The 23,583-nt window shown below is 60.0% G+C and carries 23 protein-coding genes; 12 read left to right on the forward strand and 11 right to left on the reverse strand.

Annotated elements, in window-relative coordinates; all coding sequences use genetic code 11:
* Window positions 1–54: 54 nt before the first annotated feature.
* Complete coding sequence (locus tag ABI_RS02260) at window positions 55–561, reverse strand: DUF3576 domain-containing protein (RefSeq protein WP_040308508.1); 507 nt, start codon at window positions 559–561, stop codon at window positions 55–57.
* A gap of 477 nt (window positions 562–1,038) precedes the next feature.
* Here ABI_RS02260 and ABI_RS02265 point away from each other — a divergent pair, with 477 nt between their 5' ends.
* Complete coding sequence (locus ABI_RS02265) at window positions 1,039–1,455, forward strand: NtrZ family periplasmic regulatory protein (protein WP_245531280.1); 417 nt, start codon at window positions 1,039–1,041, stop codon at window positions 1,453–1,455.
* A gap of 1 nt (window position 1,456) precedes the next feature.
* Here ABI_RS02265 and ABI_RS02270 read toward each other — a convergent pair whose 3' ends face one another.
* A complete protein-coding gene (locus tag ABI_RS02270) occupies window positions 1,457–2,104 on the reverse strand; it encodes a thiamine phosphate synthase (RefSeq protein WP_006271198.1) in 648 nt (215 codons plus the stop codon).
* Here ABI_RS02270 and ABI_RS02275 point away from each other — a divergent pair.
* Window positions 2,098–2,778 (forward strand): YggS family pyridoxal phosphate-dependent enzyme, encoded by a 681-nt coding sequence (locus tag ABI_RS02275; protein WP_006271199.1) that lies wholly within the window; start codon window positions 2,098–2,100, stop codon window positions 2,776–2,778. The two genes, ABI_RS02270 and ABI_RS02275, sit on opposite strands and share 7 nt — an antisense overlap.
* A gap of 86 nt (window positions 2,779–2,864) precedes the next feature.
* Here ABI_RS02275 and ABI_RS02280 read toward each other — a convergent pair whose 3' ends face one another.
* The 3 genes from ABI_RS02280 to ABI_RS02290 form a co-directional block, all read right to left on the reverse strand.
* Window positions 2,865–3,257, reverse strand: coding sequence for a DUF1398 family protein (locus tag ABI_RS02280; RefSeq protein ID WP_006271200.1), 393 nt, complete (start codon window positions 3,255–3,257; stop codon window positions 2,865–2,867).
* A 4-nt stretch (window positions 3,258–3,261) separates the two neighbouring features.
* Window positions 3,262–3,723: a MarR family winged helix-turn-helix transcriptional regulator gene (locus ABI_RS02285; RefSeq protein WP_006271201.1), complete on the reverse strand. Its 462-nt coding sequence runs from the start codon at window positions 3,721–3,723 to the stop codon at window positions 3,262–3,264.
* A 66-nt stretch (window positions 3,724–3,789) separates the two neighbouring features.
* Window positions 3,790–4,314: a L,D-transpeptidase family protein gene (locus ABI_RS02290; protein WP_040308510.1), complete on the reverse strand. Its 525-nt coding sequence runs from the start codon at window positions 4,312–4,314 to the stop codon at window positions 3,790–3,792.
* Between the two features lie 47 nt (window positions 4,315–4,361).
* On the opposite strand from ABI_RS02290, the gene ABI_RS02295 reads away from it, so the two are divergent.
* Together ABI_RS02295 and ABI_RS02300 are read left to right on the forward strand one after the other, a co-directional pair.
* Window positions 4,362–5,048, forward strand: a complete 687-nt coding sequence (locus ABI_RS02295; RefSeq protein WP_006271203.1) for a response regulator transcription factor — start codon at window positions 4,362–4,364, stop codon at window positions 5,046–5,048.
* Window positions 5,049–5,137: 89 nt separating this feature from the next.
* Window positions 5,138–5,659 (forward strand): lipocalin family protein, encoded by a 522-nt coding sequence (locus ABI_RS02300; RefSeq protein WP_157138675.1) that lies wholly within the window; start codon window positions 5,138–5,140, stop codon window positions 5,657–5,659.
* Here ABI_RS02300 and xth read toward each other — a convergent pair.
* The 3 genes from xth to ABI_RS02315 all read right to left on the reverse strand — a co-directional run bounded on the left by xth (window position 5,656) and on the right by ABI_RS02315 (window position 8,736).
* The gene (xth, locus tag ABI_RS02305) at window positions 5,656–6,453 is read right to left on the reverse strand and encodes an exodeoxyribonuclease III (RefSeq protein ID WP_006271205.1); all 798 of its coding nucleotides are present in this window, start codon (window positions 6,451–6,453) and stop codon (window positions 5,656–5,658) included. The two genes, ABI_RS02300 and xth, sit on opposite strands and share 4 nt — an antisense overlap.
* 203 nt (window positions 6,454–6,656) lie before the next feature.
* The gene (locus ABI_RS02310) at window positions 6,657–7,328 is read right to left on the reverse strand and encodes a LolA family protein (protein WP_006271206.1); all 672 of its coding nucleotides are present in this window, start codon (window positions 7,326–7,328) and stop codon (window positions 6,657–6,659) included.
* Between the two features lie 352 nt (window positions 7,329–7,680).
* On the reverse strand, window positions 7,681–8,736 hold the full coding sequence (locus tag ABI_RS02315; protein WP_006271208.1) for a LacI family DNA-binding transcriptional regulator: 1,056 nt from the start codon (window positions 8,734–8,736) through the stop codon (window positions 7,681–7,683).
* Window positions 8,737–9,873: 1,137 nt separating this feature from the next.
* On the opposite strand from ABI_RS02315, the gene galA reads away from it, so the two are divergent.
* Window positions 9,874–12,765 carry a beta-galactosidase GalA gene (gene galA, locus ABI_RS02325; protein ID WP_006271210.1) on the forward strand — a complete coding sequence of 964 codons (2,892 nt, stop codon included), beginning with the start codon at window positions 9,874–9,876 and terminating at the stop codon, window positions 12,763–12,765.
* A 28-nt stretch (window positions 12,766–12,793) separates the two neighbouring features.
* The gene (locus ABI_RS02330) at window positions 12,794–13,507 is read left to right on the forward strand and encodes a DUF6445 family protein (protein ID WP_006271211.1); all 714 of its coding nucleotides are present in this window, start codon (window positions 12,794–12,796) and stop codon (window positions 13,505–13,507) included.
* 231 nt (window positions 13,508–13,738) lie between these two features.
* Here the strand turns inward: ABI_RS02330 and ABI_RS02335 are convergent, their stop codons facing one another.
* The 3 genes from ABI_RS02335 to ABI_RS02345 form a co-directional block, all read right to left on the reverse strand.
* Window positions 13,739–14,293 carry a hypothetical protein gene (locus tag ABI_RS02335; RefSeq protein ID WP_006271212.1) on the reverse strand — a complete coding sequence of 185 codons (555 nt, stop codon included), beginning with the start codon at window positions 14,291–14,293 and terminating at the stop codon, window positions 13,739–13,741.
* A gap of 253 nt (window positions 14,294–14,546) precedes the next feature.
* Window positions 14,547–15,344, reverse strand: a complete 798-nt coding sequence (locus tag ABI_RS02340) for an SDR family NAD(P)-dependent oxidoreductase (RefSeq protein WP_006271213.1) — start codon at window positions 15,342–15,344, stop codon at window positions 14,547–14,549.
* A 218-nt stretch (window positions 15,345–15,562) separates the two neighbouring features.
* Window positions 15,563–16,018: an Rrf2 family transcriptional regulator gene (locus tag ABI_RS02345; RefSeq protein ID WP_006271214.1), complete on the reverse strand. Its 456-nt coding sequence runs from the start codon at window positions 16,016–16,018 to the stop codon at window positions 15,563–15,565.
* Between the two features lie 240 nt (window positions 16,019–16,258).
* Here ABI_RS02345 and ABI_RS02350 point away from each other — a divergent pair, with 240 nt between their 5' ends.
* The 6 genes from ABI_RS02350 to ABI_RS02375 all read left to right on the forward strand — a co-directional run bounded on the left by ABI_RS02350 (window position 16,259) and on the right by ABI_RS02375 (window position 23,558).
* Entirely contained in the window at window positions 16,259–18,307 is a 2,049-nt protein-coding gene (locus tag ABI_RS02350) for a potassium transporter Kup (RefSeq protein WP_006271215.1), read from the forward strand.
* A 102-nt stretch (window positions 18,308–18,409) separates the two neighbouring features.
* Window positions 18,410–19,645 carry an argininosuccinate synthase gene (locus ABI_RS02355; RefSeq protein WP_006271216.1) on the forward strand — a complete coding sequence of 412 codons (1,236 nt, stop codon included), beginning with the start codon at window positions 18,410–18,412 and terminating at the stop codon, window positions 19,643–19,645.
* Window positions 19,646–19,898: 253 nt separating this feature from the next.
* Entirely contained in the window at window positions 19,899–20,822 is a 924-nt protein-coding gene (locus ABI_RS02360; protein WP_006271217.1) for a diacylglycerol/lipid kinase family protein, read from the forward strand.
* On the forward strand, window positions 20,819–21,616 hold the full coding sequence (locus ABI_RS02365; RefSeq protein WP_006271218.1) for a phosphatase PAP2 family protein: 798 nt from the start codon (window positions 20,819–20,821) through the stop codon (window positions 21,614–21,616). The genes ABI_RS02360 and ABI_RS02365 overlap by 4 nt, the downstream gene beginning before the upstream one ends.
* On the forward strand, window positions 21,613–22,386 hold the full coding sequence (locus ABI_RS02370; protein WP_006271219.1) for a metallophosphoesterase family protein: 774 nt from the start codon (window positions 21,613–21,615) through the stop codon (window positions 22,384–22,386). Before ABI_RS02365 ends, ABI_RS02370 begins: the two co-directional genes overlap by 4 nt.
* A gap of 512 nt (window positions 22,387–22,898) precedes the next feature.
* Entirely contained in the window at window positions 22,899–23,558 is a 660-nt protein-coding gene (locus ABI_RS02375; protein WP_006271220.1) for a LysE family translocator, read from the forward strand.
* Window positions 23,559–23,583 lie beyond the last annotated feature (25 nt).

Below are 23,583 nucleotides of genomic sequence, written 5' to 3' on the forward strand. Positions count from 1 at the left end.
AAAAAAGCCGCCGGGTTTCCCGCGGCGGCTCTTTCGGAGTCCGAGGACTGAAGCTTAGTTCTTGACGTCGGAGAGACGAAGCTCACGCGCGCGGGTCAGGATGGCGTTTTCAATGTCGAGCTGGGTCTGTTGCGAGACGTCGGCGTCGATCCACTGACCGCCCTGCTGAACCTGCTTGTAGACCGACACGTTCAGAGCGTCGGCGCGCAGACGCGAGTCGAGGATGTAGATGGTGGTCTTGAAGCGCTCATCCGGCTTTTGCGGATTGGCGTACCAATCCGAAATGATGACGCCGCCCCAGGGGTCGGCCGAGTTTAACGGCATGAACGAGATGGTGTCCAGCGAGGCGCGCCACAGATAGGCGTTCACGCCGATGCCGGCCTGTTCGTTGTAGGCCGCCGCTTTTGCATCCTTGTCGCTGCCGCCGAAGATGCCAAGAATCTTGCCGTCGCTTTGCTGGCTGGAATAGCTCGCGTCCTTCTTGCCCATACCGGCGCAGGCGCTCAGGGAAAGGGCCAGGCCCAGGGCTGCGAAAGCCGCCACGTACCGCTTAGTCGTCATTGAGTTGTTCACTCCGCAAATGGTCGAACCCGCGGTCGGCTTGAAAAACACCCCCAAGGCCGGGATTCCTAAGTTTGTTCTTTACCACCGTATGGTCTCGCGCTTCTATAGCACGCCGCCCGTAGGGTATGACAAGAGGTCGCTCTCTAAGTTTATCAACAGAACGGCAAATTCAAGGCCTGTCTCGGTGTCGTACCTGAAATATAAGGGGGCAATAGGGCCTTGGTGCGATTTAAGCAGGTAACTGTGTTATATCGGGACAGGAAGCGTTGCCGATTCAACACATCAATTACGCGAATGTAATGTGAAGCGGTTTTGCCGACGATTCAAAATTGACCCCGGCGACAATTCGCCTTAATCCCAAATTGACATATCTATGCCAAATTGGATGTGTAGAACGCAATTTGCGTCCGGGGCTGGACGGAAAAGATTCACTTTTCCGCTGGATTTGGACCAGGGGCTTAAAGAGCTGAGTTGATGAAACCCGTTGTAACCATGGCTGTGTCCGTGATCGTGCTGGCAATCGCTGGTGCCTCGCCGTTCGCCCATGCCGCGGGCCAATCCAAGGCCAATACGACGTTTCCGGCCTTGGCTCAGACCAAAGGCAACCTGATCGATCGGCCCGGCAACACGTTTCCGCAGACTCAGTCGAAGATTTATCAGTTCGACCTGAAGGGCAAGTGGGGCGTCAAGTTCGATATCAATCAGCCAGAAACCGCACCGTCGGGCCTTAATGACGTCGATGCTGGCGCCTTCTACAAGCTGAGCCCGTCGCTGCGCGTCGGTGGCACCGTCGGTTTCGGTGAAAAGTCCGATCCGTTGAAGCCTGAACCCAAGACGGTCAAGGACAAGCAACAGCCGCGCGTCCGACTCGAGACAACTTTTAAGTTTTAAGCTAATCCGCGATATGAAATGCGTCGACAGCGCCGATACCGGCCAGTCCGCAGTCGCGCAACTCCCCGATCGTATCACACGTGATCCCACCCAGTCCGTAGACCGGCAATCCGGTCGCGGCAGTATAGTCGTGCACGCCCTTGGCGCCCAAAGCCGCGACGTTTTGCGCCGAGGTGCTGCGGCTGGCGAAGACGGGTGAGACAAATACGGCCTGAAGCGGTGCATCGTCCGCCAGATGCATCAGGGTGTCGAGATCGTGACAGGCGATGCTGAGTTTCAGCTCCGGGTGGTCACGGTGCAGGTGTGCGACGCGCGGCAGGCTCTTCTGGGCCAGGTGAACGCCGTCGGCGCCGACCTCGATCGCGAGGGCGTCATCTTCACCAATCAGGAGGACGAGGCCGTGATCGTCGGCGATTCTTCTCAGCAAACGGGCGCGTTGCAGGGCATGGGAGTCACCGAAATGACGGTAGATAATGCCCGTGCCGGCGGGCATCAGGGCGGCGATATCTTCCGGATGCGGGGTGCGCGCCGGATCGGTAACAAAAAAAAGCGGTGGCAGGCGGCGATCGGAGGGTAGGAAAGCCCGGGCCTCCTGAGTTATGTCAGTGGCCTTGTCGAATAGATATTGAAAGCGAGTCCGGTATGTCATCGATGGAAACCCTGAACGACTCGTCTGCCGCTTATCTTAAGCTCATGGACCAGATGCACAAGGCCCTGGCTGTGGCCGGCCGGCCGGCCGGATCGGCCTTTTTGACGGCGGTCTCCAAGACCCAGCCCTGGGAGGTCATCGCGCCGGTGCTGAAGGCCGGGCATCGCCGTTTCGGTGAGAACCGCGTCCAGGAAGCCCGGGACCGGTGGTCGCCCGTCCGGGGTGACTGGCCGGGTTTGGAACTGCGGCTTATCGGACCGTTGCAGAGCAACAAGGCCGCTGAGGCGGTGGCGTTTTTCGATGTGATTGAGACAGTCGACCGCAGCAAGATCGCCCGGGCTTTGGCCGATGAGATCCAGAAGCAGGGCCGCCGGCCGGTCACCTATGTCCAGGTCAATATCGGCGAAGAAGACCAGAAGGCGGGAGTCCTTCCCGCCGAGGCTGACGCGTTTATCCGCGCTTGTCGCGACGACTGCGGCCTGGAGGTGGGGGGATTGATGTGCATTCCGCCGGTCGAAGGTCCGCGCGGGCCGTATTTTGGGCTATTGCGCAAGATTGCCGAGCGCAATGGCGTGGCGCATCTCAGTATGGGGATGAGCGACGATTTCGAAACGGCTCTGGCGTTTGGGGCGAATGAAATCCGGGTTGGTTCGGCCATTTTTGGTGCGCGTTGAGATAAAGGAAGTGGGTCCACAGATTACACAGAGACTTAATCGGGGAAAACCGTAGAGCCACTAGATGGATCCCGCTTCGCGCGGGGTCAGTTCGGAAACAGCTCGATATGGGTTTCGCCCGTGCGGCCGTAATAGACAGCGCGGCGGCCAGCCAAAGAGACGAGATAGGCGACGCAGCCGGCCTTAAGGATGCGAAGGCAAAATTCCTTGTATTTGATGGCGCCGGACTGGCTGGCACGAACCGCGGCTTCGATGCTGGCAGCGTCAAACGCGGCCGCGGCCTGTTCGGCCATTGCCAGAGTTGGGATCACCTCCGATTGCCCGTTGGCGAGATAGTAGGTCTTTTCCGCCCGCTGGAGGTCGGCGTGATAACGTTCGACTCCCACCGCTGCCAGCCTTGCCAGCACTGCCGGAAAACTCAGGCGCTCTTCATCGGAGCCAAGGGTGCAGCGTTCAGCGGCTTCGCGGAAAGGTGTCATGGAGTCACTCCGTCGGGATGGTCTTGAGGTGATGATGGCGCACCAGGTCGCGCATGAGTCGGCCCAGGATGTCGCGGTCTTCCGCGCGCATATGACCGAAGAACTCGATCTCGTTCAGGTCAGCCAGGGCCGCCAGACCGGGGACCAGATCGCGGCCCTTTTGATGAATCTCGAGGGTTTGGCGGCGCCGGTCGTCGATACGGAAGGCGCGGCCAATCATGCCCTTGGCGATCAGCCGATCCGCCAGTTTCGTGACCGCGCCCCGCGTCAATCCCAGGTGATCTGCCAGAGCGGATGGCGACATCGGTCCGTTTTCCAGCAGTTCGCGCAACACCACCCATTCAGCGACCGTGACGTCCATAGCCTCAACCTTCTGGGCAAACCCTTGCGAGACATGGTTGGAGACAAAGCGCAGCCAGTAACCGAGATGGGCCGTCAGAGGACTGATTTGAGAAGGATCGGACATAGTTTACCTATTTATTGACTAGGAAACTAAATCGAGATAATATCCTAGTCAACTACTTGTCACGAGCTAGCGAATCTCGACCTCATCCCCGGGCTGGGCCTCACGCAGGAACTCCAGCATGTCGCTGATCGCCACGGCCACACAGCCTTCGGTACCGGAATAGTCCGGACGCGCCAGGTGGAAAAAGATTGCCGAACCCATCCCGGGAACCGGCGGGTCATCATTATGACCCAAAACCACGATCACATCGTAGACATGATCGTCCCGCCACAGCTTTTCGTGGCTGGGGACGTACGGGAGTTTGACATGGGTGTTATAGTCGGGCGCCGCCGGATCATCGCTCCAGCCGTCATCGGGCGACAGCGGCACCAGCTTGAGCGCCGTCTGCGGCGGCGCGACCCGGTCGGGCCTGTAAAAGACGTAGCGGATGGGCCAGCGACCTGCCGGCGACCTGCCGTCGCCCTCTCTTTTGTCCGTGGCGGCGATCACGCCCCCTTTCCCCAGCGCACAAGGCACACTATGTACATCAAGGGAAAGTGAAGGGATTCCACCCTCCGTGTCAGCCGCAACAGCGGTAAAAACCTTGACCATAGGGTGAACTTCCCCTCAACTGAAAAGAAAACACAAGATACAGGATCATGGTGCAACAAAAAACCCTCCTAATAGTCGATGACGACGACGAGCTGCGCGAAGCCCTGGCCGAGCAGCTGGAACTCCATGAAGAATTCAAGGTCACCCAAGCTGCCAATGGCGCCGAAGGCGTCCGTCTGGCCAAAACCATCAATGCCGATCTGATCCTGCTCGATGTCGATCTGCCCGATATGGACGGACGCGAAGCTTGTCGCATCCTGCGCAAGGGTGGACTGACCACACCGGTGATCATGCTGACCGGTCAAACCTCGGATTCCGATACCATCCTCGGTCTCGACGCCGGCGCTAATGACTACGTCACCAAGCCGTTCCGCTTTGCCGTCCTGCTGGCGCGGATTCGCGCCCAGGTGCGCAGCCACGAAACCTCGGAAGACGCCACCTTCCGCATCGGGCCGTATGAGTTCAAGCCGGCACTGAAGGTCCTCGTCGACCAGACGCAGAAAAAGACGCGCCTGACCGAGAAGGAAACCAACATCCTGAAGTATCTCTATCGCGCCGGTGGCAAGCCGATCTCACGCGAAGAGCTGCTGACAGAGGTTTGGGGCTACAATGCCGGGGTGACGACGCACACGCTCGAAACCCACGTCTATCGCCTGCGTCAGAAGATCGAGCCCGATCCTGCCAATGCGCGGCTGCTGATGACCGATGCCGGCGGGTATCGCCTCCAGTTTTAATCAAACCGGAGCCGCGAGGCTCCGGTTTTGTTTTGGGTGATCTGGTTGTGCTTCCCAACGTATGCATACGGGGGCGTGAAGGAGAGACCATGTTCATTCGAACTGCCTTACTTGCCACCAGTGTACTGATATTGTCCGCCTGTACGACCGTACCCGAAGGCGGCGGCCCCGCCACGGCGCAGGTGCCTATGAGCCACTATTCCGGCACGTGGCTGGAAATCGCTCGTCGACCGATGTGGCTGACCGACGGCTGTGTCGCTGGCTACAGCACCTATACGGCGGGCGCCGGGGGTGCTGTGGCGGTGGAGGACGGCTGCCGCAAGGACACACCGGACGGCAAGCTGAAGACCATTCGCGGCAAGGGGACGATTGAAGATTTTGGCAGCGCCAATGCCAAGATGAAGGTTGAATATCCGCTCTTTATCACATGGCACTACTGGGTTCTGTACGAAGCACCCGATAATAGCTGGTTCATCAGCGCCGATCCGAAGATGAAAAACCTGTGGATCTATGCCCGTAAGGTGCCTTCCGAGGCCGAGCGCGCCGTCATGGTGTCCAAGGCGCAAGAGCTTGGTTACGACACTACCCAACTCGAATTCCCAGCGTTTTAAATCTCGAACGTCACTTGGGCCGGCACGTGGTCGCTGGGCTGGGTCCAGCCGCGGACATCGTCATGGATTTTCGCTGTCAGGTTTGCTACCCGCGCCATCAGGGCGGGGTTGAGCAGGACGTGGTCCAGGCGTAGGCCGCGGTTGCTGGCACGGTAGTCGCTGGCGCGGTAGCTCCACCAGGTGAAGATCTTCTGCGGTTCGGGATAGGCCACGCGGAACGGATCATGAAAGTCGCCGCAAGCCATGAAGTTGCCGAAAGCCTCGATCTCCAGCGGGGTGTGGCTGACCACGCGCAGCATCTGGCGGTGGCTCCATACGTCGAACTCGCCGGGAGCAATGTTGAGATCGCCGCAGATCAGCAGCGGGTGGTCGCGATTGCGTTGCGCCAGATGGGTGCACAGGCGTTCGTAGAATTCGAGCTTGTGGTCGAACTTGTCGTTGGTCGTACGGTCGGGCACGTCCCCGCCGGCCGGAATGTAGAAGTTCCAGATATCGACATTGTCTACCCGGATGGCCTGGGCGCGGGCCTCGCCGCGACGGCAGAAGGGCAGGAGATCGCCGGATTCGAACGGTACCTTCGAGACGATTGCCACACCATGCCAACCCTTCTGGCCGGCGACGTGGATGTGCTCGAACCCGAGGGCGCGGAAGGCGTCGTAGGGAAATTCGTGTTCCTGGCACTTGATCTCCTGCAGGCAGAGGATGTCTATCTCCGTCTGGGCGAGAAAGGCCTGGATTTGCGGCATGCGCAGGCGAACGGAATTGACATTCCAGGTGGCAAAGGAAAGGCGCATATTGTCCGGAGGATGGGCAGCCTAAGCCGCTGTAAAATTACAAAAAACCCGATCCGTTGTAACGGACCGGGCAAGATTTTGGCACATAACACGAAGAGAAAACAGGGAAAAACGCACGCTCGGAAATCGACCGCCGTCCAATCTCCATGTGTGAAAAATAACACGCCTGCGAAAATTCGCAAGAAAAAAAGTTTAGAACAAGATTATTTTTTCATCTGCGACTTACTGAGCACGAACAGGTCGCTTTTAAAACCGCCGCCGCGGTTAAAGCTGGTCAGGTGAACCCGGGTCGCCTTACCCTGTGCATCGGTCACGGTCCATTCCCGTAAGGTCAGGTTGCCATTGCCGGCCTGGTCGAAAACCAGTGCAATATGGCCTTCGACCTGCTTGCGGCGATCGCGGGCGCTCAGCGTGAAACCTAAGGCGCTGGATTTCACCTGAGTCACGACGACATTCTGGTCGAGGCGGATCTGACGCGACAGGAACAAGGACAACGGGGTCTCGCCCAAAGGATATTCGTCGAACGACTTCAGGCGGGGATCCCACATTTTTACCTTCTGGCCGTCAGCGACGATCAGCAGCGAGTAGGGGGCATCATACTCGAACCGAATCTTGCCCGGACGCGAGAGATACCAATTGCCCAGGGTCTTGCGGCCGCGGAAATCGGTTTGCTCGAAACGACCCTGAGCCGTGGTCAGCGCCTGCAGATACTGGGTCGCCTTGTCGATGCGACCTTTGTCGGCGGCATTAAAGGTCGGCGGCGTGATCAGTCCGCCGAAGCTGTTCTTTCCGCCCTGGGCCAGGGCCGGCACAGCGGCGGTCAGGGCCGCTGCGGTCAGGCCTGTCAACAGGAAGCGGCGATGGAGGTCGGTCATGGGTTTACCCTTTTTGATCGTGTTGTGTGTTTAGACCGTAAAGGGGAGGAACGGCAATTCAAGGGCACGAAAAAGACGTTTGGCCGCCGCTTTGTGGCCACCAGGTGAAGGCGGGATGAACCGAATGTTCACGCCGTCGCACAGCGGGATATTTCTCGTCAGACCTGGGGCGAAAGGAAGCGTTTGGCGCGAAGAACGCCCAAGCCGTGCTAGAAAATGGCTAACAAAAACCGTTGACCATTGTTCCACGCACAACGAGTGATTTTTTGGCATAACTTCTAACAAAGAGGCCGATTCCGACTTCGCGTCAAGATGCCGGCCAACCGGGCGACGCGACGGGCATAGGTGGTGTCTACACCCCGCGTGTCGTGCCGCGCACAACCAGTTCAGCGTTGATCTGCACGGACGGCGCCACGATGCCGTTGAGCCGCCGGAAAAGAATGTCCACCATATGCCGGGCACCTGTGGCCCGATCTTGGCGCACGGTCGTCAGTCCCGGCGACAGGCTGCGCGCCAGGCCTATATCATCGAAGCCACACACCGCGACATCACCCGGTACACTCAGCCCCGCTTCGGCGAGCGCTGTCAGAGCGGCCTGGGCAATAATATCCGAGGCACAGAAGAGACCGTCGAAGGTCTGTTTGCGGGCAATGACCTCACGCACCGCTGTCAGGGCGGACTCGAAATTGAACCGGCTTTCGATGCGCTGGGGCGCGCCGGACTGGGCCAGAGTACTGGCCAAAGTACTGGCCAGCCCCTGACAATAGCCAGTGTAGCGGGCATCAGCCTCCGGCACGCCGGACGGTCCGACGAAGAGGATGTCCCGGCAACCGCCGGCGACCATATGGCGGGCCGCTAGCCGGCCGCCCAGAACGTTGTCGACGCCCACCGAAGCGTAGGACTGGCGTGGCATCTTCTCGCCCCATACCACCATGGCGGGGTATTCGGCGCCGACGGCTTGGAGGGCGACATGCTGATCGCTCTGCCCCAGGACCAGCAGGCCGTCGAAACGGTGCGAATGGGTCAGGTCGAAAAGCCAGCCATCGGAAGTCGCGTTCACCTTGGACAACAACAGGTCATAGCCGCGTCGCACCACTTCGTCAGCCAAAGCGCCGATCATCTCCAGAAGGAAGGAATCGGTTAGCTGATCGTCGGATTGCGGCCCCATGGGCAGGATCAGCCCGATGGTCTGGGTAGTCTGAAGCCGCAGGTTTCGGGCCGCCTGGTTGACGACATAGCCGTTCTCACGCGCGATCGCCTGGATGCGTTCGCGAAGTTCCTTCGGGATGAGGGGGCTGTCAGCCAGGGCGCGCGACACAGAGGAGACGGACACGCCGGCAAGGCGCGCCACGTCCGCCATCTTGAGGCGAACCTTGGGTTTGACGACCGGAAGCGGCTCGTCGATCATTACGCAAGTACCCTATACTACAATGCCGCCCGTCTGATCTGCGAGCGTTTCGCAACAAGTTCACACCTTTTCGGCGAGCAAGTCTACGCCTTTTCAGTATTTTTCATTGCCTATCAATGTGTCGGAAAATCTCCAACAAAGGGTTACTGTATACTTTTATGAATGATTTAAACGGGTTCCACAGCCGGACAGACAGATTTCACGACATCGTCATGACCCGGACGTGTCTTCACAAATTGTTCCAATGGCGGATTGCCGACATCCAGAAGCCGAACCACAGCATCCACTTTTCGTTTGTCAGACAGCAGGTTCCCGCGCGGCGGCATCACGCCCATGCCATCGGTCCATCATTTGCAAAGGAAAGGGTCTCCCTCAAAAACTGTAAGCCAGTTTTTGAGGGAGACAAGATGTTGCTTCGGTTAATCCGAAACAGCCAGTTGGGGAAGAAGGGCGCGGGCCTGTGCGAAACTACAGGTCCCGCCCGTTCAGACATGGTCGCGAAACCATGTTGGAGGCGCGAGGCTCAGTTACCTAAACCGCGCAAAGTCTAAAATCTCAAATACTGCACGGCTTGCCGTGCAAAAGAGGAGGCAGTCGAGGGATGCGTCCTGTCGGCGTTGCCAAGACCCGCTTCGGCACAGGCATGTGGCGGTGCAGACGCCGGTTGCCTCATTGTCGTCGAACACTCATGACCTGTACAGGTCGGACAAAACGTATAAGATATTGATTTTACTACAACAAAGAGAGCCGTCGTAAGTCTTTCATCAGCCAGAATGACAACCTTGTCATCTTCTGACAGCGCTATCATTGCCAAGGCGGCCATAGGTTGTCAAGAAAATTGTCATGCGTGTCAGAATTCTTGGAGGAAATCGCGAACGAACGGTGCTTTTGGGTAACAGAGCGATCATTTTTGCGAGAAAGGGCAAAAAATCTACCGCACCGCGGCATGTGGTGGTGCTTTACAGTACGCGTTGTTGTCGGCCGAATCTGTCTCGAGTGTCGCAAACAGGACAGGCAGGACAGGGTTTGCATGTACATCCTGGTCCCTCTCAAACCCTGACGCCATTGACTATCTACGCCCCCCTTGTCCCCCGCCTTGTATTATCATACAAATCGGAAAAAATGAGGAGATACGGCGTGAAACCTTTTCTGACGGCTGCCACGGCGGCCCTTATCCTGGCTGCCGGACTGGCGAGACCGCACGCCGTCGCCGCCGAGACGGTTCAGGCCGCCGCCACGGCTGCGCGCGAACGCATCAATATCGACAAGGACTGGCGCTTTGCCTACGGCCATGCCGACGACGCCGAAAAAGACTTCCGCCACGGCCTGAGGCCTTTCTTCTTCGCCAAGGCTGGTTATGGCGACGGGCCTGCCAATGCCGACTTCAGCGACATGGCCTGGCGCAAGGTCGATCTGCCGCACGACTGGGCCGTCGAACTGCCGTTCGATGCCCGCGGCAACACCAATCACGGTTCGAAAGCCATTGGCCACCCTTTCCCGGAGAACAGCGTCGGCTGGTACCGTAAGGTCATCGACATCCCTGCCTCCGACAAGGGCAGGCGCATCGCCCTGGAGTTCGACGGCGTCTATCGCGACAGCGTGGTCTGGGTGAACGGCCACTATATCGGCACCGAACCCAGCGGCTATTCCGGCTTCCGTTACGACATCACCGACTACCTGAACTATGGCGGCCACAATGTGATCGCCGTCCGCGCCGATGCGACCACCGAGGAAGGCTGGTTCTATGAAGGCGCCGGCATCTACCGCCATGTCTGGCTGACCAAGACCGACGCCTTGCACGTCGCCCAATGGGGCACCTTTGTCCGCACCACGGTCGACGGCGCCAAGGCCCGCCTCGACATCGATGTCACGGTCGACAATGACGGCAAAGCGCCCGAGACCTTCGCCATTCGTCAGGAGGTGTTTGCCCCCGATGGCCGCAAGGTCGCCGAAGGTGAAACCACCCAACTAACGGTGAAGGCGGTCGCGTCCGGCGACTTTACGTCGACCGTGACCGTCGATCAGGCCCAGCTATGGTCGCTGGAAACCCCGCACCTCTATCGCCTGCGGACGACCATTCTGACGAACGGCGTGGTCAGCGACAGCTATGATACGACGTTCGGTATCCGGACCGTGGTCTTCGATCCGGACAAGGGCTTCTTTCTCAATGGCAAAAACCTGAAGCTGCAAGGCACCAACAACCACCAGGACCACGCCGGGGTCGGTGTCGCCTTGCCCGATGGCCTGCAAACCTGGCGATTGAAGCAGCTCAAATCCTACGGCGTCAACACCTACCGCGCCTCGCACCATCCGCCGACGCCGGAACTGCTGGATGAAGCCGACCGTCTGGGCATGCTGGTCATCGACGAGCACCGCATGATGGGTACCACGCCGGAAATCCGCGGCCAGATGGAACGGATGATCCGCCGCGACCGCAACCACCCCAGCGTCATCATCTGGTCGCTCGGCAATGAGGAATGGGCACTGGAATGGAACGAACTGGGCACCCGCCTGGCCGTCGAAATGCAGGCCGACGCGAAACGGCTGGATCCGACGCGGCGCACCACGGTGGCGACCAGCGGTTCCGGCCAGGGCGTGTCGTTGGGCGCCGATGTGATCGGTTTCAATTACGGCGCCCAGCATGACGTCGACGCCTTCCACCGCGCCCATCCGGACAAGCCCGCCATGATGTCGGAGGAAGGTTCGACCCTGACCACGCGCGGCATCTACTTCGACGACCGGGCGGCATCCCATCTCAACGCTTATGACCGCCAGGGTCGGCCAGGCAACAGCCTCAGCATTGAAGAAGGCTGGCGCCGGGTCCAGGAACGGCCGTGGATGTCGGGCATGGTCATCTGGACCGGCTTCGACTATCGCGGCGAAACCACGCCCTTCGGGTGGCCGGCGATCTCGTCGCAGTTCGGCATGACAGACACAACCGGCGCCCTCAAAGACACGGCCTGGTACCTAAAATCCGTTTGGACCCAGAAGCCGATGGTCCATATCCTGCCGCACTGGAACTGGGCTGGGCGCGAAGGTCAGGCCATCGATGTCCGTGTCTACAGCAACGGCGACACGGTCGAGCTGTTCCAGGACGGTAAGTCGTTGGGCCGTCAAACCCTGGTCAAGGATTCGCACCTCAAATGGAGCGTGCCGTACACGCCCGGCAAGCTGACCGCCAAGTCCTATATCGATGGCAAGCTGGTCGCTTCCAACGAGGTCGTCACCACCACCGACCCGGCGACCGTCACTCTGACGCCCGACACCACAAACCTTAAGGCCGACGGCGCGGATATTTCGGTCGTCTGGGTCAATGTCACGGACAAGGCCGGCCGGATTGTCCCCGTCGCCGGCAACCGTGTGAACTTCGAAACAAGCGGGCCGATCCGCGTCATCGGCGTCGGCAATGGCGACCCCGGTTCGCATGAGGCCGACCGGCCCGCCGAACGCCACGCCTATCACGCCCTGTCCGGTTGGCGCTCCCTGGCCATCAACAGCCTTGACGGTGGACCAGCGGTGGCCGACACCGCCGATACCGCGACATGGCGCGACCCGACCCAGTGGCTGCCGCCCGAAGCCCAGCCGCCGGCCACCAAAGGCCTGGTGCTGCGCGGCCAGTTTGCCCGACCGGTCCTGACGCCGGGCGGCGTCATCACGCTGTATATCGATCGGCTGGGCGAAGGTCAGACCGTCTATATCAACGGCGTCACGGTCGAGCCGAAGACGGTCGACGGCGCGCTGGTGGTCGACGTCGATCCGGCGTCGCTGAAGGACAACAACAATCTGGCCTACGTTTTCGCGACACCTGAAGGCGGCGTGCAGGGCCTGTACGACCGGTCGGTCGGTGCCACCAAGTGGGGGACCTTACGCGTTACCACACCGGCGGCGCCGTGGCAGCGCAGTGTCTTTAATGGCTGGGCTCAGGTGATCGTCCAGTCGACCGGCCAGCCCGGCAAGGCGACCTTGAAGGCCGTATCGGACGGACTGAAGCCGGCGGTCGTCGCGTTCACGGCGCGGTCGCCTTCCTAAGCGGCGAGCCTTGGTTTAATGAGGGGTCATGACCGACATGACCCTTCATCTGAACCCCGCCGCGCACCTGGAGATCCGACGTGTCGGCCGTGAGCAACAGCCCCTTGTCATCGTCGACAACGTTTTCACCAATCCGGACATCCTGGTCGCGGCCGCCCGGACGGCCAAGTTCGAAATGGCGCGCCACACCCGATATCCGGGTTTGAATGCGCCGTTGCCGGCCGGATTTATGCAGAGCCTGATGCCGGCACTGCAGCAGATGATGACGAAGGTTTTCGGAATTCCCCCGACGTTGCGGATGACCCATTTCGGATTCCTGGGCTTGCCGACCCTGCCACCGGAGGCGTTGGAGCCGATCCAGAAGATTCCGCATCAGGACACGCCGGAACATAACCGTCTGGCCAGCGTGTATTACATGTCCGTACCGACCGGTGGTACGGGCTTCTTTCGTCATCGTGCCACGGGCTATGAGGTCGTGACCCCGGACCGGCGGGCGCACTATGTCGCCACCGTATCGGCAGAGCTGGAGGCCGGGGGCGCGGCGCTGACGCGACACGTTTCGGCGGAGACCCCCTATTTCGAACTGATCGACTGGGTGCCGGCAGCTTTCAACCGGTTGATACTTTACCGCAGCAACGCCCTGCATTCAGCCCTGATCGACGGGGTGCCCCTGAGCGACGATCCGGCAACCGGACGGCTGACGGCCAATCTCTTTCTGCTGCCGGTTCAGAAGTTGTACTGACCCGCCTGCATTCGACGGAAATCTCCGCAAAGTGTTGTCCACAGATAATCCAGATAAGTCAGATGGTCGGCGCTGATCTTGCTTTTAAAATTCAGTTTTTTCGACGAGCGTTGCTCGTTAGTAAACCGTGCAGAACATACGCAAACGATTGCCAGATACGCTGGCCATCTGACTTATCTGGCTTATCTGCGGACAACACTTTTACGATACTCACCGCATACACTACAGAATTCACACCTGGCTCGGCACACCTTTCTTCTGGCGCGACGCCTGGGCGAACAAGCCTGCCGAAACCAGCCACAACACTATCCAGAACCCAAGCAGCAGCACGTCCTGGTAGCCTTGGGTGAGGGCGAATATGGCAACCACGGTTTGCGCGAAGGCGGTCGTGACCATGGTTATCACCATGCCGAGCGGCCGGAACCAGGCGATCACGGAACCCATCATCGCTACCGGAAGGACGCCGCCGAACAGCAGATTCGCCGGATTGTTTTCAGACCCCAGGATGCCGACCGCGAGATTGACCCAGATCAGCAGGAAGGCGCCAACCACGGCGAGGGCCACACCGGCCTTGTAGGCACCGTTGCCCTGTAATCTTGCCGCCAGTTCGTAGATGCCGCATGCCGTGGCCAGCAAGGCGCCCATCAAGGCAAAATCTGACACGGTCCACTGTACGTCATGGCTAAACTGCATGGCAATAAGGGGCACCAGAAGAAGGGCGGCCGCACCGCCCCACAAGGCGATACTCCAGCGGTTTGCGTTGCCTGAGCTTTTGGTCGGGGGCATAAGGTGTCTCCGTGAGAATGAGACTGTCACACTGACATGCCCGCCGGTGAGCGGCATGAGGACGGCATGAGGATTTGCTGAAAACGCCGTGACGCTTTTGAAATGGGTCAGGTTGAGCCGAAAAAGGCCGCTTTCGAGAACCGGTGCGGAGCGTACAGTGCTCAAAGAGAGAAGCGTTAGCACAACTAAAGCTTAGTACGTGAGCCCCGGAAGCGCAGAAAACAGCGCTTTGCAGGCCAGCATCACCCATTTCTCAGCGGTGAATCTTGCTGAGCTGACCCGAGACAAGTTCCATCACCCAGTCATCCGGCAATACTTTCAGCAGCGCCGACACTGTCTTGTTTGGCGCGCCCGGGACGCAGGCGGCGCGGTTGGCTTCGCAGGCCTGATAGCCTTCGCGGGCGACCTCATCGGCGCCCATCCACCACCATTGCGGAATGGATTTCGACAGTTTCGAGCGCGTCCCGATCACGTCGTGAAATTCGGAGTAAGTCCAGCCCGGGCACAGCGCCGAGACATGCACCCCGTGATCGCGCACCTCCAGGTGAAGGCTTTGCGAAAACCGCGTCAGGAAGGTCTTGACCGGACCGTAGACCGTATCGCCCGGTGACGCCGGCAAGAAGCCTGCCAAAGACGACACATTCACCACGCGGCCGAACTTCTGCTCGATCATGCCTGGCAGGAAACGATGGGTCAATTCCATGGGCGCCAGCATCATCACCTGCATAAAGGCGCGGTGCGATTCCCAGGGATTGCCGACAAAGCCGCCCGGCTGGCCGTAGCCGGCATTGTTGACCAGGCCATCAACTGTACGGCCCAGCGCCAGGATGCCTTCCTGTAACGCGCCGGGGGCGGAGGCGTCCGACAGGTCAGCTGGCAAGCCGTAGGCCTCAACGCCGAAGCGCAGGCGGATCTCTTCGACCAGCTTTTCCAGTCGTTCCGCCCGGCGCGCCGTGACGGCGACGTCCCAGCCATTGGCGGCATAGGTCCGCGCAAAGGCCAGGCCTATGCCCGAAGACGCTCCCGTGATCAGAACCAGACGGCGTGCCAAAAGAAACCTCGCGACGTTTTCCAAGCCGCGATGACACTACGCATCGCGCTTGGCAAGGGCGGCAAAGAACGCTTCTTGGCCGCCCGAGCTTCTGCGAGGAGCCATGGGGGGCGCCCAGTCCGGCGCTTGAGCTGAAAAAAGCTAATATCGATCGTCATTCTTCATGACGACGATATTAGCCGGAGGGAAACACGATAATTGCCAACAAATCAAGCAGATCAGGCCGGTATCTTTTCGCCTTGCGGCGTTACACTGCCGACGTGACGTAACAGGTCGGCCACCGTGACCGTCGCCAGGGCTTCCGACGCGGCCTGGTTGGCCAGTTGCATGGCGCTGTTGACCGCCTTAGGGATGGCCTGACTGACCGGGCAGCCCTCGGCGCCGATGGGCGCACTGCCCAGGTGGGCACAGCCATTGACCGCGCGCAGCACCTCGTCGAGACGGATGTCTTCCGGCCGCTTCAGCAGCCAGGCGCCGCCCGCCACGCCGGAACAGGTGGCGACCAGTCCGGCCTTGGCGAGTTGGGTCGTCATGCGGCGAATCACCACCGGATTGGTCGGAATCGAGGCAGCCAGAACCGACGACGACACCGCTGCCTCACGCGAATAGGCGTTGCGATGGGCCAGATAGGCCAGGGTATGGGCGGCGACGGGGAATCTTTGGCTGTCGGACATGTCGGCACACTATGACGCGAATTTCGATCCGCTTCCAGACCCCAAGCTCCCTCTTCGCTTTTGGGCCGATGAAAATAAAAATACCATGTTGTCATGCACTTTGCAGCAAACTTACGGTGCAGTGCAAGATAAGGGCATGAAAGCCCATTGAATGTGGTTTTAAATAGGCGTAATAGCGCGACGTTCAAGCGAGGGCCGCCGCAGGTGATGTGTGTGTTTTATGCCCTCAGGAGAGTATGAATGACTGGGGACACCCCTGCTGAACCTTCGGCCTCCTCGCCGACTTCAGCCCAACCCGCCAGCACGGCGGACACCAACGGCGCGGCCTCCGCGACCCTTCACACCACAACCAGCGAAACCGAAGCGGTCACCAGCCATGGCCACGGCAAGGAAGGGTTTCTTGCCCTGGCCGTGGGCTCGATTGGCGTTGTGTTTGGCGATATCGGCACGTCGCCGCTCTACGCCATGCGCGAAGCCCTTCACCACGCCCGTGGGGACGTAAATCCGGAGCACGCGGTGCTCGGTGTGGTGTCACTGGTCCTGTGGACCATGACGCTGTTCGTGACGATCAAGTACGTCACCTTCTTCATGCGCGCCGACAACAAGGGCGAAGGCGGCACTCTTGCCCTTATGGCGCTGGCCCAGAAGGCGCTGGGGCGTTATTCGCCGCTGGTCTACTTTCTGGGTATCTGCGGCGCCGCTCTGTTCTATGGTGACGGTATCATCACCCCGGCCATCTCGGTTCTGTCGGCTGTCGAAGGCCTGAAGGACGCGCCCGGTCTGGCCGGACGACTCGATCCCTACCTGTTACCGATCGCCGCCGGCATCCTGATCGCCCTGTTCATGGTCCAGGCCAAGGGCACGGGCAAGGTCGCCAAATTCTTCGGACCCATCACCGTTGTGTGGTTCCTGGTCCTGGGCGGTTTGGGCGCCATCCACCTGGCCGATGATCTGCGTATCTTTTACGCCATCAATCCGTGGTACGGTTTCCGCTTCCTGATGGAAGAACAGCTGGCCGGCTTCATCATTCTGGGCAGCGTCTTCCTGTGCGTCACCGGCGCCGAGGCGCTCTACGCCGATATGGGCCACTTCGGCAAAAAGCCGATCCAGATGTCCTGGATTATTCTGGTCTTTCCGTGCCTGGCGCTGAATTATCTCGGCCAGGGCGCGATGATCCTGGACGACAATACGACCGGCGAGAATCCGTTCTGGAACATGGTGCCGGAGATGGCCTACTGGCCGATCCTGATTCTGGCGACCATCGCGACCGTCATCGCCTCCCAGGCTGTGATCACCGGCGCCTTCTCTCTGACGCAGCAGGCCGTGCAACTGGGACTTTTACCGCGTATCGAGATCCGCCGGACCTCGGAAACCCAGGCCGGCCAGATCTACGTCCCTTCGGTCAATACCTTCCTGCTGATCGGCGTTCTCATCCTGCTTATGGGCGCCAGCCTGATCGCTCAGGCGCGGCTCGCTGAAGACTCTGCCGCGCTGGGGTCCTCGGTCCTGGCCTCGGCCTACGGCATCGCGGTGACCGGCGCCATGTTCGTTGACACCCTGCTGGCCTGGTTTGTCTGCCGCTATATCTGGAAATGGAACCTGGGCCAGACCTGTCTGCTGCTGGTGCCGCTGGCTCTGGTCGACATGGTCTTCATCACGTCGAATTTGCTCAAGGTGCCGGACGGTGCCTGGCTGCCGCTGGTCTTCGGCGCCATCCTTGTGCTGATCATGCTGACCTGGGCCGCCGGTACGCGCACCCTGACTGAAAAGGCGCGCCGCGACAGCGTGGCGCTGATGGACCTCGTCGAGATGCTGAAAAAGCGGCCGCCCCACCGGGTTGCCGGTACTGCTATCTTCCTGACGTCCGACGCCGATATCGCGCCGGTCGCTCTGATGCACAATCTCAAGCACAACAAGGTGCTGCACGAGAAGAACATCATCCTGACCGTCAGGACCACCCAGTCGCCGCGCGTCGCCGAAGGTGACCGCATCACAATTGAGGTCATCAACGAGGACTTCAAAAAGGTGACGCTCAGCTACGGCTTTATGGAAAGCCCGAACCTGCCGAAGGCCCTGGGTCTGTGCCGCAAGCTGGGGCTGAAGTTCGACATCATGGCGACCAGCTTCTTCCTGGGGAAACGCAACGTCGTGCCGTCGGCCAATTCCGGTATGCCGCTGTGGCAGGACAAGCTGTTCATCTTCCTGATGAAAAACGCCGCCAACCCGACCGAGTTCTTCCATATTCCGCCCGGCCGCGTGGTCGAGCTTGGGACACAGGTTACGGTATAGGGTCGTGGCCGGAATATTGCCGTTTGCGATATTCCGGCTTGCATCCCCTCACCTCAGACCTTAAAGCGCGCGTGCCCGTTTTAACCTAAGGTCACGCCGCCCATGTCCGCTCCCGTTGAAAAGCCCGTCAAGAAAGTCGTCCTCGCCTATTCCGGCGGTCTCGACACCTCGATCATCCTGAAGTGGCTGCAGACGGAGTACCAGGCCGAAGTCGTGACCTTCACCGCCGATCTGGGCCAGGGCGAAGAGCTGGAACCTGCCCGCAGGAAGGCCGAACTGCTGGGCATCAAGCCGGAAAACATCTTCATCGAGGACCTGCGCGAGGAGTTCGTCCGCGACTACGTCTTCCCGATGTTCCGCGCTAACACGGTCTACGAAGGCCAGTACCTGCTGGGCACCTCCATCGCTCGTCCACTGATTGCCAAGGCCCAAATCGACATCGCCCGCAAGGTCGGCGCCGATGCCGTCTGTCATGGCGCCACCGGCAAGGGCAACGACCAGGTCCGTTTCGAGCTCGGCTATTACGGCCTGGAGCCCGACATCCGCGTTATCGCCCCGTGGCGTGAATGGGATTTTGCCTCGCGCGAAGCCCTGCTCGCCTTTGCCGAACAGCACCAGATTCCGATCGCCAAGGATAAGCGTGGCGATGCCCCGTTCAGCGTCGACGCCAACTTGCTGCACTCGTCGTCAGAGGGCAAGGTCCTGGAAGACCCAGCCGTCGAAGCGCCGGAGTTCGTCTATCAGCGCACCATTGCACCGGAAGCCGCACCGGACACACCGACCGTCTTCACCATGGATTTCGAACGTGGTGATCCGGTGGCGATCGATGGGGTTGGCTTGTCGCCGGCGGCCTTGCTGACCAAGCTGAACCAGTTGGGTCATGACAATGGCGTCGGCCGGCTGGACCTGGTTGAAAACCGCTTTGTCGGCATGAAATCGCGCGGTGTCTACGAGACGCCGGGCGGCACCATCCTTCTGGCGGCCCACCGCGGGATCGAGTCGATCACCCTGGACCGCGGCGCCATGCACCTGAAGGACGAGCTGATGCCGAAATATGCCTCGCTCATCTATAACGGTTTCTGGTTCTCGCCGGAGCGCAACATGCTGCAGGCGGCGATCGACTGGTCGCAGGAAAAGGTCACCGGCCGCGTGACGGTGAAGCTGTACAAGGGCAATGTGACGATTACCGGCCGAGAAAGCCCCTATTCTCTGTATGATCAGGACCTGGTGACCTTCGAAGAAGGCAAGGTGGCCTATGACCATCGCGATGCCGCCGGCTTCATCAAGCTGAATGCGCTGCGCCTGCGCGTGGCGGCGAAGCGCGACCAGCGCGGATAAACACTTGGGGTTTGGGGCCAAAGAACGTTTCTTGGTTTTAATATCATTCTGCTGTTCGGCCCCTATGGGGCAGTCAGCAGGAAGATATTTAGAAGATTTGTGGGGTCGCGGCCGGCCCTCCGCAGGCTCCGGGCGTTCGTCGCGGAAATCGACCCACCGGGTCGATTTCATCCGGTTTCCCTAAGGCAAACCGGCGCTCCTCACCCCCAAACCCCATTGTTTTTTTGCACTGCCCCCGGCACATCATCACCGCATGCCGGCGGAAACTCCCTTCAATATCCTCATCAATGCCAAATCGGGCACGGTCCTCAATATGGGCCAGGCCGCGATTGAGAGCGCCATCGAAACCAGCAGCCTCCCGGTCGCCGAACTGTGCTTCAGCGAACCCGAGGACATGCAGACCCATCTCGAACGGCTGAGCAAAGCCGAAGCGCCTCTGCTCATCGGCGGCGGCGACGGCACCATTCGCGAAACCGCTAAATACCTGTCGACCCACAACAAAAAGCCGTTCGGCGTCCTGCCGTTTGGCACCATGAACCTGCTGGCCCAGGATCTCGACATCACAACGCTTCAGGCCGCGCTGTCGGCCTATGCCGCCGGCGTCCGCGAAGAGGATGTCGACGCCGGCTATGTCAATGGCGAGCTGTTCCTGTGCTGTGCGTCCGTCGGCACCATGCCCGAGGCCTCCGTCTTTCGTGAACAGAACCGCGAGCAGGGCAGCCTGCTGCTGATGCCGCGGATGTTCTGGTTCGTCTTCGAAAGCCTCGATCGCCACAAGCAGGAGCGGGTCGTCCTTCAGATTGATGGCAAGATGCGTAAATTCCGCACGCCGGCCGTCGTCATCTCCAACAACCGCTTCAAGACGACCACCAAGCTTACCGAAAGTAATTTCAAGCGCGCCACCCTGACCGGAGGGCGCCTGGCCGCCTATATCCAGACCACCAAAACCCGGCTGGCCCATCTGCGTTTTCTCACACGATTGCTGATCGGTAACTGGAAAGAGGATCCCGACCTTGAGGAACTGACCGGACGCCACATCACGCTTTGGAGTAAGCATCGCAAGGACCTGGTCTCGATCGATGGCGAGGTTGAAGAAATGCTCACGCCGCTCGAGTTCACCCTCAAGCCGAAATCCATCAAGCTGCTGGTGCCGGCCCTACCTTCGGTACCTGCATGAAGGCCTACCTCCTGAAACGCCTGCCGGAACCCCTGAAACAGGAGTGGCGGGCCCTTGCCTTCTTCGGCCTCATCCTGATCGTCATGGCCGGCCTGTTCTTCGAGGTCATGGAAGAAGTCTTCTGGGAAGGCGACCCCTTCCTGGCCATCGATACCGCCACCTTCCGCGGCCTGCAAAGCCTGCGCACACCGGCTCTGGACGCAGTGATGGTCGCGATCACGGAGTTAGGCGATACCTGGGTCGTCGTCGCCGTCGCTGCGGCCGTCGCCGTCTGGCTGATCCACCAAAGACTGTGGCGCGTCCTGACCTTTTGGCTGATCGCCATCGGCGGGGGCTCTTTGATCAATTCCGCCATCAAGCTGGCCATGCAGCGCGCGCGACCCGGCGACCTCAATTATGACGGCGTCAGCGTCTTTTCCTTCCCCAGCGGCCACAGCACGACCAATGCCGTCCTCTACGGTTTTCTCCTGATCATTCTGGCGCGCGAAGTTCCGTTCAAATGGCGGATTCCCATCGTCGTGGTTTGCGTCGGTCTGGTTGGCGCCGTTGCCATCTCCCGGCTCTATCTCGGTGCCCACTGGTTTTCGGATGTCGCCGGCGGACTGGCTTTCGGCTCAGCCTGGCTGGCCCTGCTGGCGCTGTTCTATATGTGGCGGCCAGCAGGAAAGCTCGATCCCGTCAGGCTGCTGCTCGTGGCTGGCGGGGCGCTGATCATCGCGGGTGGCTTGAACATTGCCTTCAATCACGCCACTGACATGGCCCGCTATGCCGCCGTCCCGGAGCCGACCTCGTGAAGATCGCCCATATTTCCGACCTGCACTTTGGTTCGCTGTCGCGGCCTGTGTCCGAAGTCCTTATCCGCCATTTCCAGGCGGACAAGCCCGACCTCGTGGTGGTCAGCGGCGATATCACCCAAGACGCCACCTGTTCCGAGTTCGAAGAGGCGAGAGCCTTTTTCGATCTCCTGCCTATGCCGGTCTTTTGCATTCCCGGCAATCACGACCTGCCCGGCATGGACATGGAGCGGTTCTACGATCCGTGGGGTCGCTATAAACGGTTCATCGCCGAAGACTTGGAACCGGAATTGAAGACCGATCTGGTTCACCTCAAAGGCATCAATACCGCGCGCCGGGTTCTGGCGCACTGGAACTGGGCCAATGGTTCTGTCAGCCAACGGCAATGCCGCGACATTCAACGCTCCTACGCCGATGCAACCGCGCCGTGGCGGGTGTTTGTGATGCACCATCCGGTGATGAATGCGCGCGAAATGCCGCTTCAGGTGTCTCTGTTCAACCGCAACCGCCTGCTCAAATGCCTGGATGACGTACGGGTTGACATCGTGCTGGCCGGCCACCAGCACCATGCCTATGTCGAAAACCGGCTGACCGGTGGGCACACCACCATCTTCGTCAATGCCTCGACGACCACCAGCCTGCGCATTCGACGTCAGCCCAACGGCTTCAACATGCTGAACTTTACCGACAAGGCTGTGCGGATCGACCGCATGGAGCTGAAGGATGAAGCCTTTCATATTTACGAAGCCGTCACGCATACCAAGGTTTGATCCGTTTAAGGTGCAGGCTCGGAAAGGCCGGTAGAATCAAACGACGGAACACACGGAAAGAGGCGGAAAGAAGCGGAATTCCGGTTGCCGTACGCTCCCGCGCGAAGCGCCTTCATTCCCATTGCCTACGAAGTTTTGCACGTACGGTTCCATACCCTGAATTCCGTGTTTTCAGTGTCGCCGCTTAGCGGCCTCCGTGTGGTCCGTGTTGCCCTTCTTCGATTCAGCAAACTTTTGGCCAGCCGGACTGCCGCCAGCAATTAAGAGGATCACGGAAAACACCGAAGCGCCGCCTTCGGCGCCGTGTACTGAAGACACGAAATTCCTGACTTCTTCTCACCGACGCAATACCTCCAAACGCCATCAAAAGAAGGCGCTTCGCGCAGGAGGTGCCGCAACCGGAATTCCACGTCTTTCCGTGTGTTCCACCGTTTGATTCTACGGACCTCACTCGTCCTGATCCATCCCAGGTGATCTGGCCAAACTCTGGATAGGCGTGATATGGGGCGGGCATGTCTCCGGTCGATCCCGCCAAATATACCGCCTTCCTGGCCGCCATGGCGCTGATGGCCATTTCACCAGGTCCGGCCAACCTGTTCTTCATTCGCACCGGCTTGTCGGGCAAGAAACGCAATGTCTTCGCCGGTGTGCTGGGTGTGAATTCCGCCACTCTGGTGTGGTTTGTCGCAGCGGCCCTGGGCTTGCAGGCCCTGATGATCGCACTGCCTGTCGCATTCACGGTCATGACCCTGGTCGGAGGTCTGTATCTGGTATGGCTGGGCGGCTCGACCATCCGGCACGCCCTGAAGCTCGAAAACGAGCGCATCGACCCGCAGTTCATGGCGCCGGCCGCGCCCGGCACGCTCACCCGGACCCTGCGCGAAGGCTTTATGGTCCAGATGCTGAACCCCAAGGTGCTCCTGTTCTTTTCTGTCGTCTTGCCACCCTTTCTCGACATCGCCCGCCCGATGCCGGCCCAGATGTCGGTCTTCGCCGCCACGGCCATTGGCATGGATGTGATTTCGATGACGAGCTACGGACTGCTGGCGGTTACCCTGTCGCATCTGCTGCAACAACCCCGCCATCGCCGCACGTTCGACATTGCCGCAGGCTCTGTTCTGGTTCTCATTGCCGTGATGATCCTGTGGCACGGTCTGCAAGACCTAATTTGACCACATTGACGTTTAACTATTTTCC

Origin of the sequence: Asticcacaulis biprosthecium C19 (assembly GCF_000204015.1) — a bacterium.
GTDB lineage: Bacteria > Pseudomonadota > Alphaproteobacteria > Caulobacterales > Caulobacteraceae > Asticcacaulis > Asticcacaulis biprosthecius.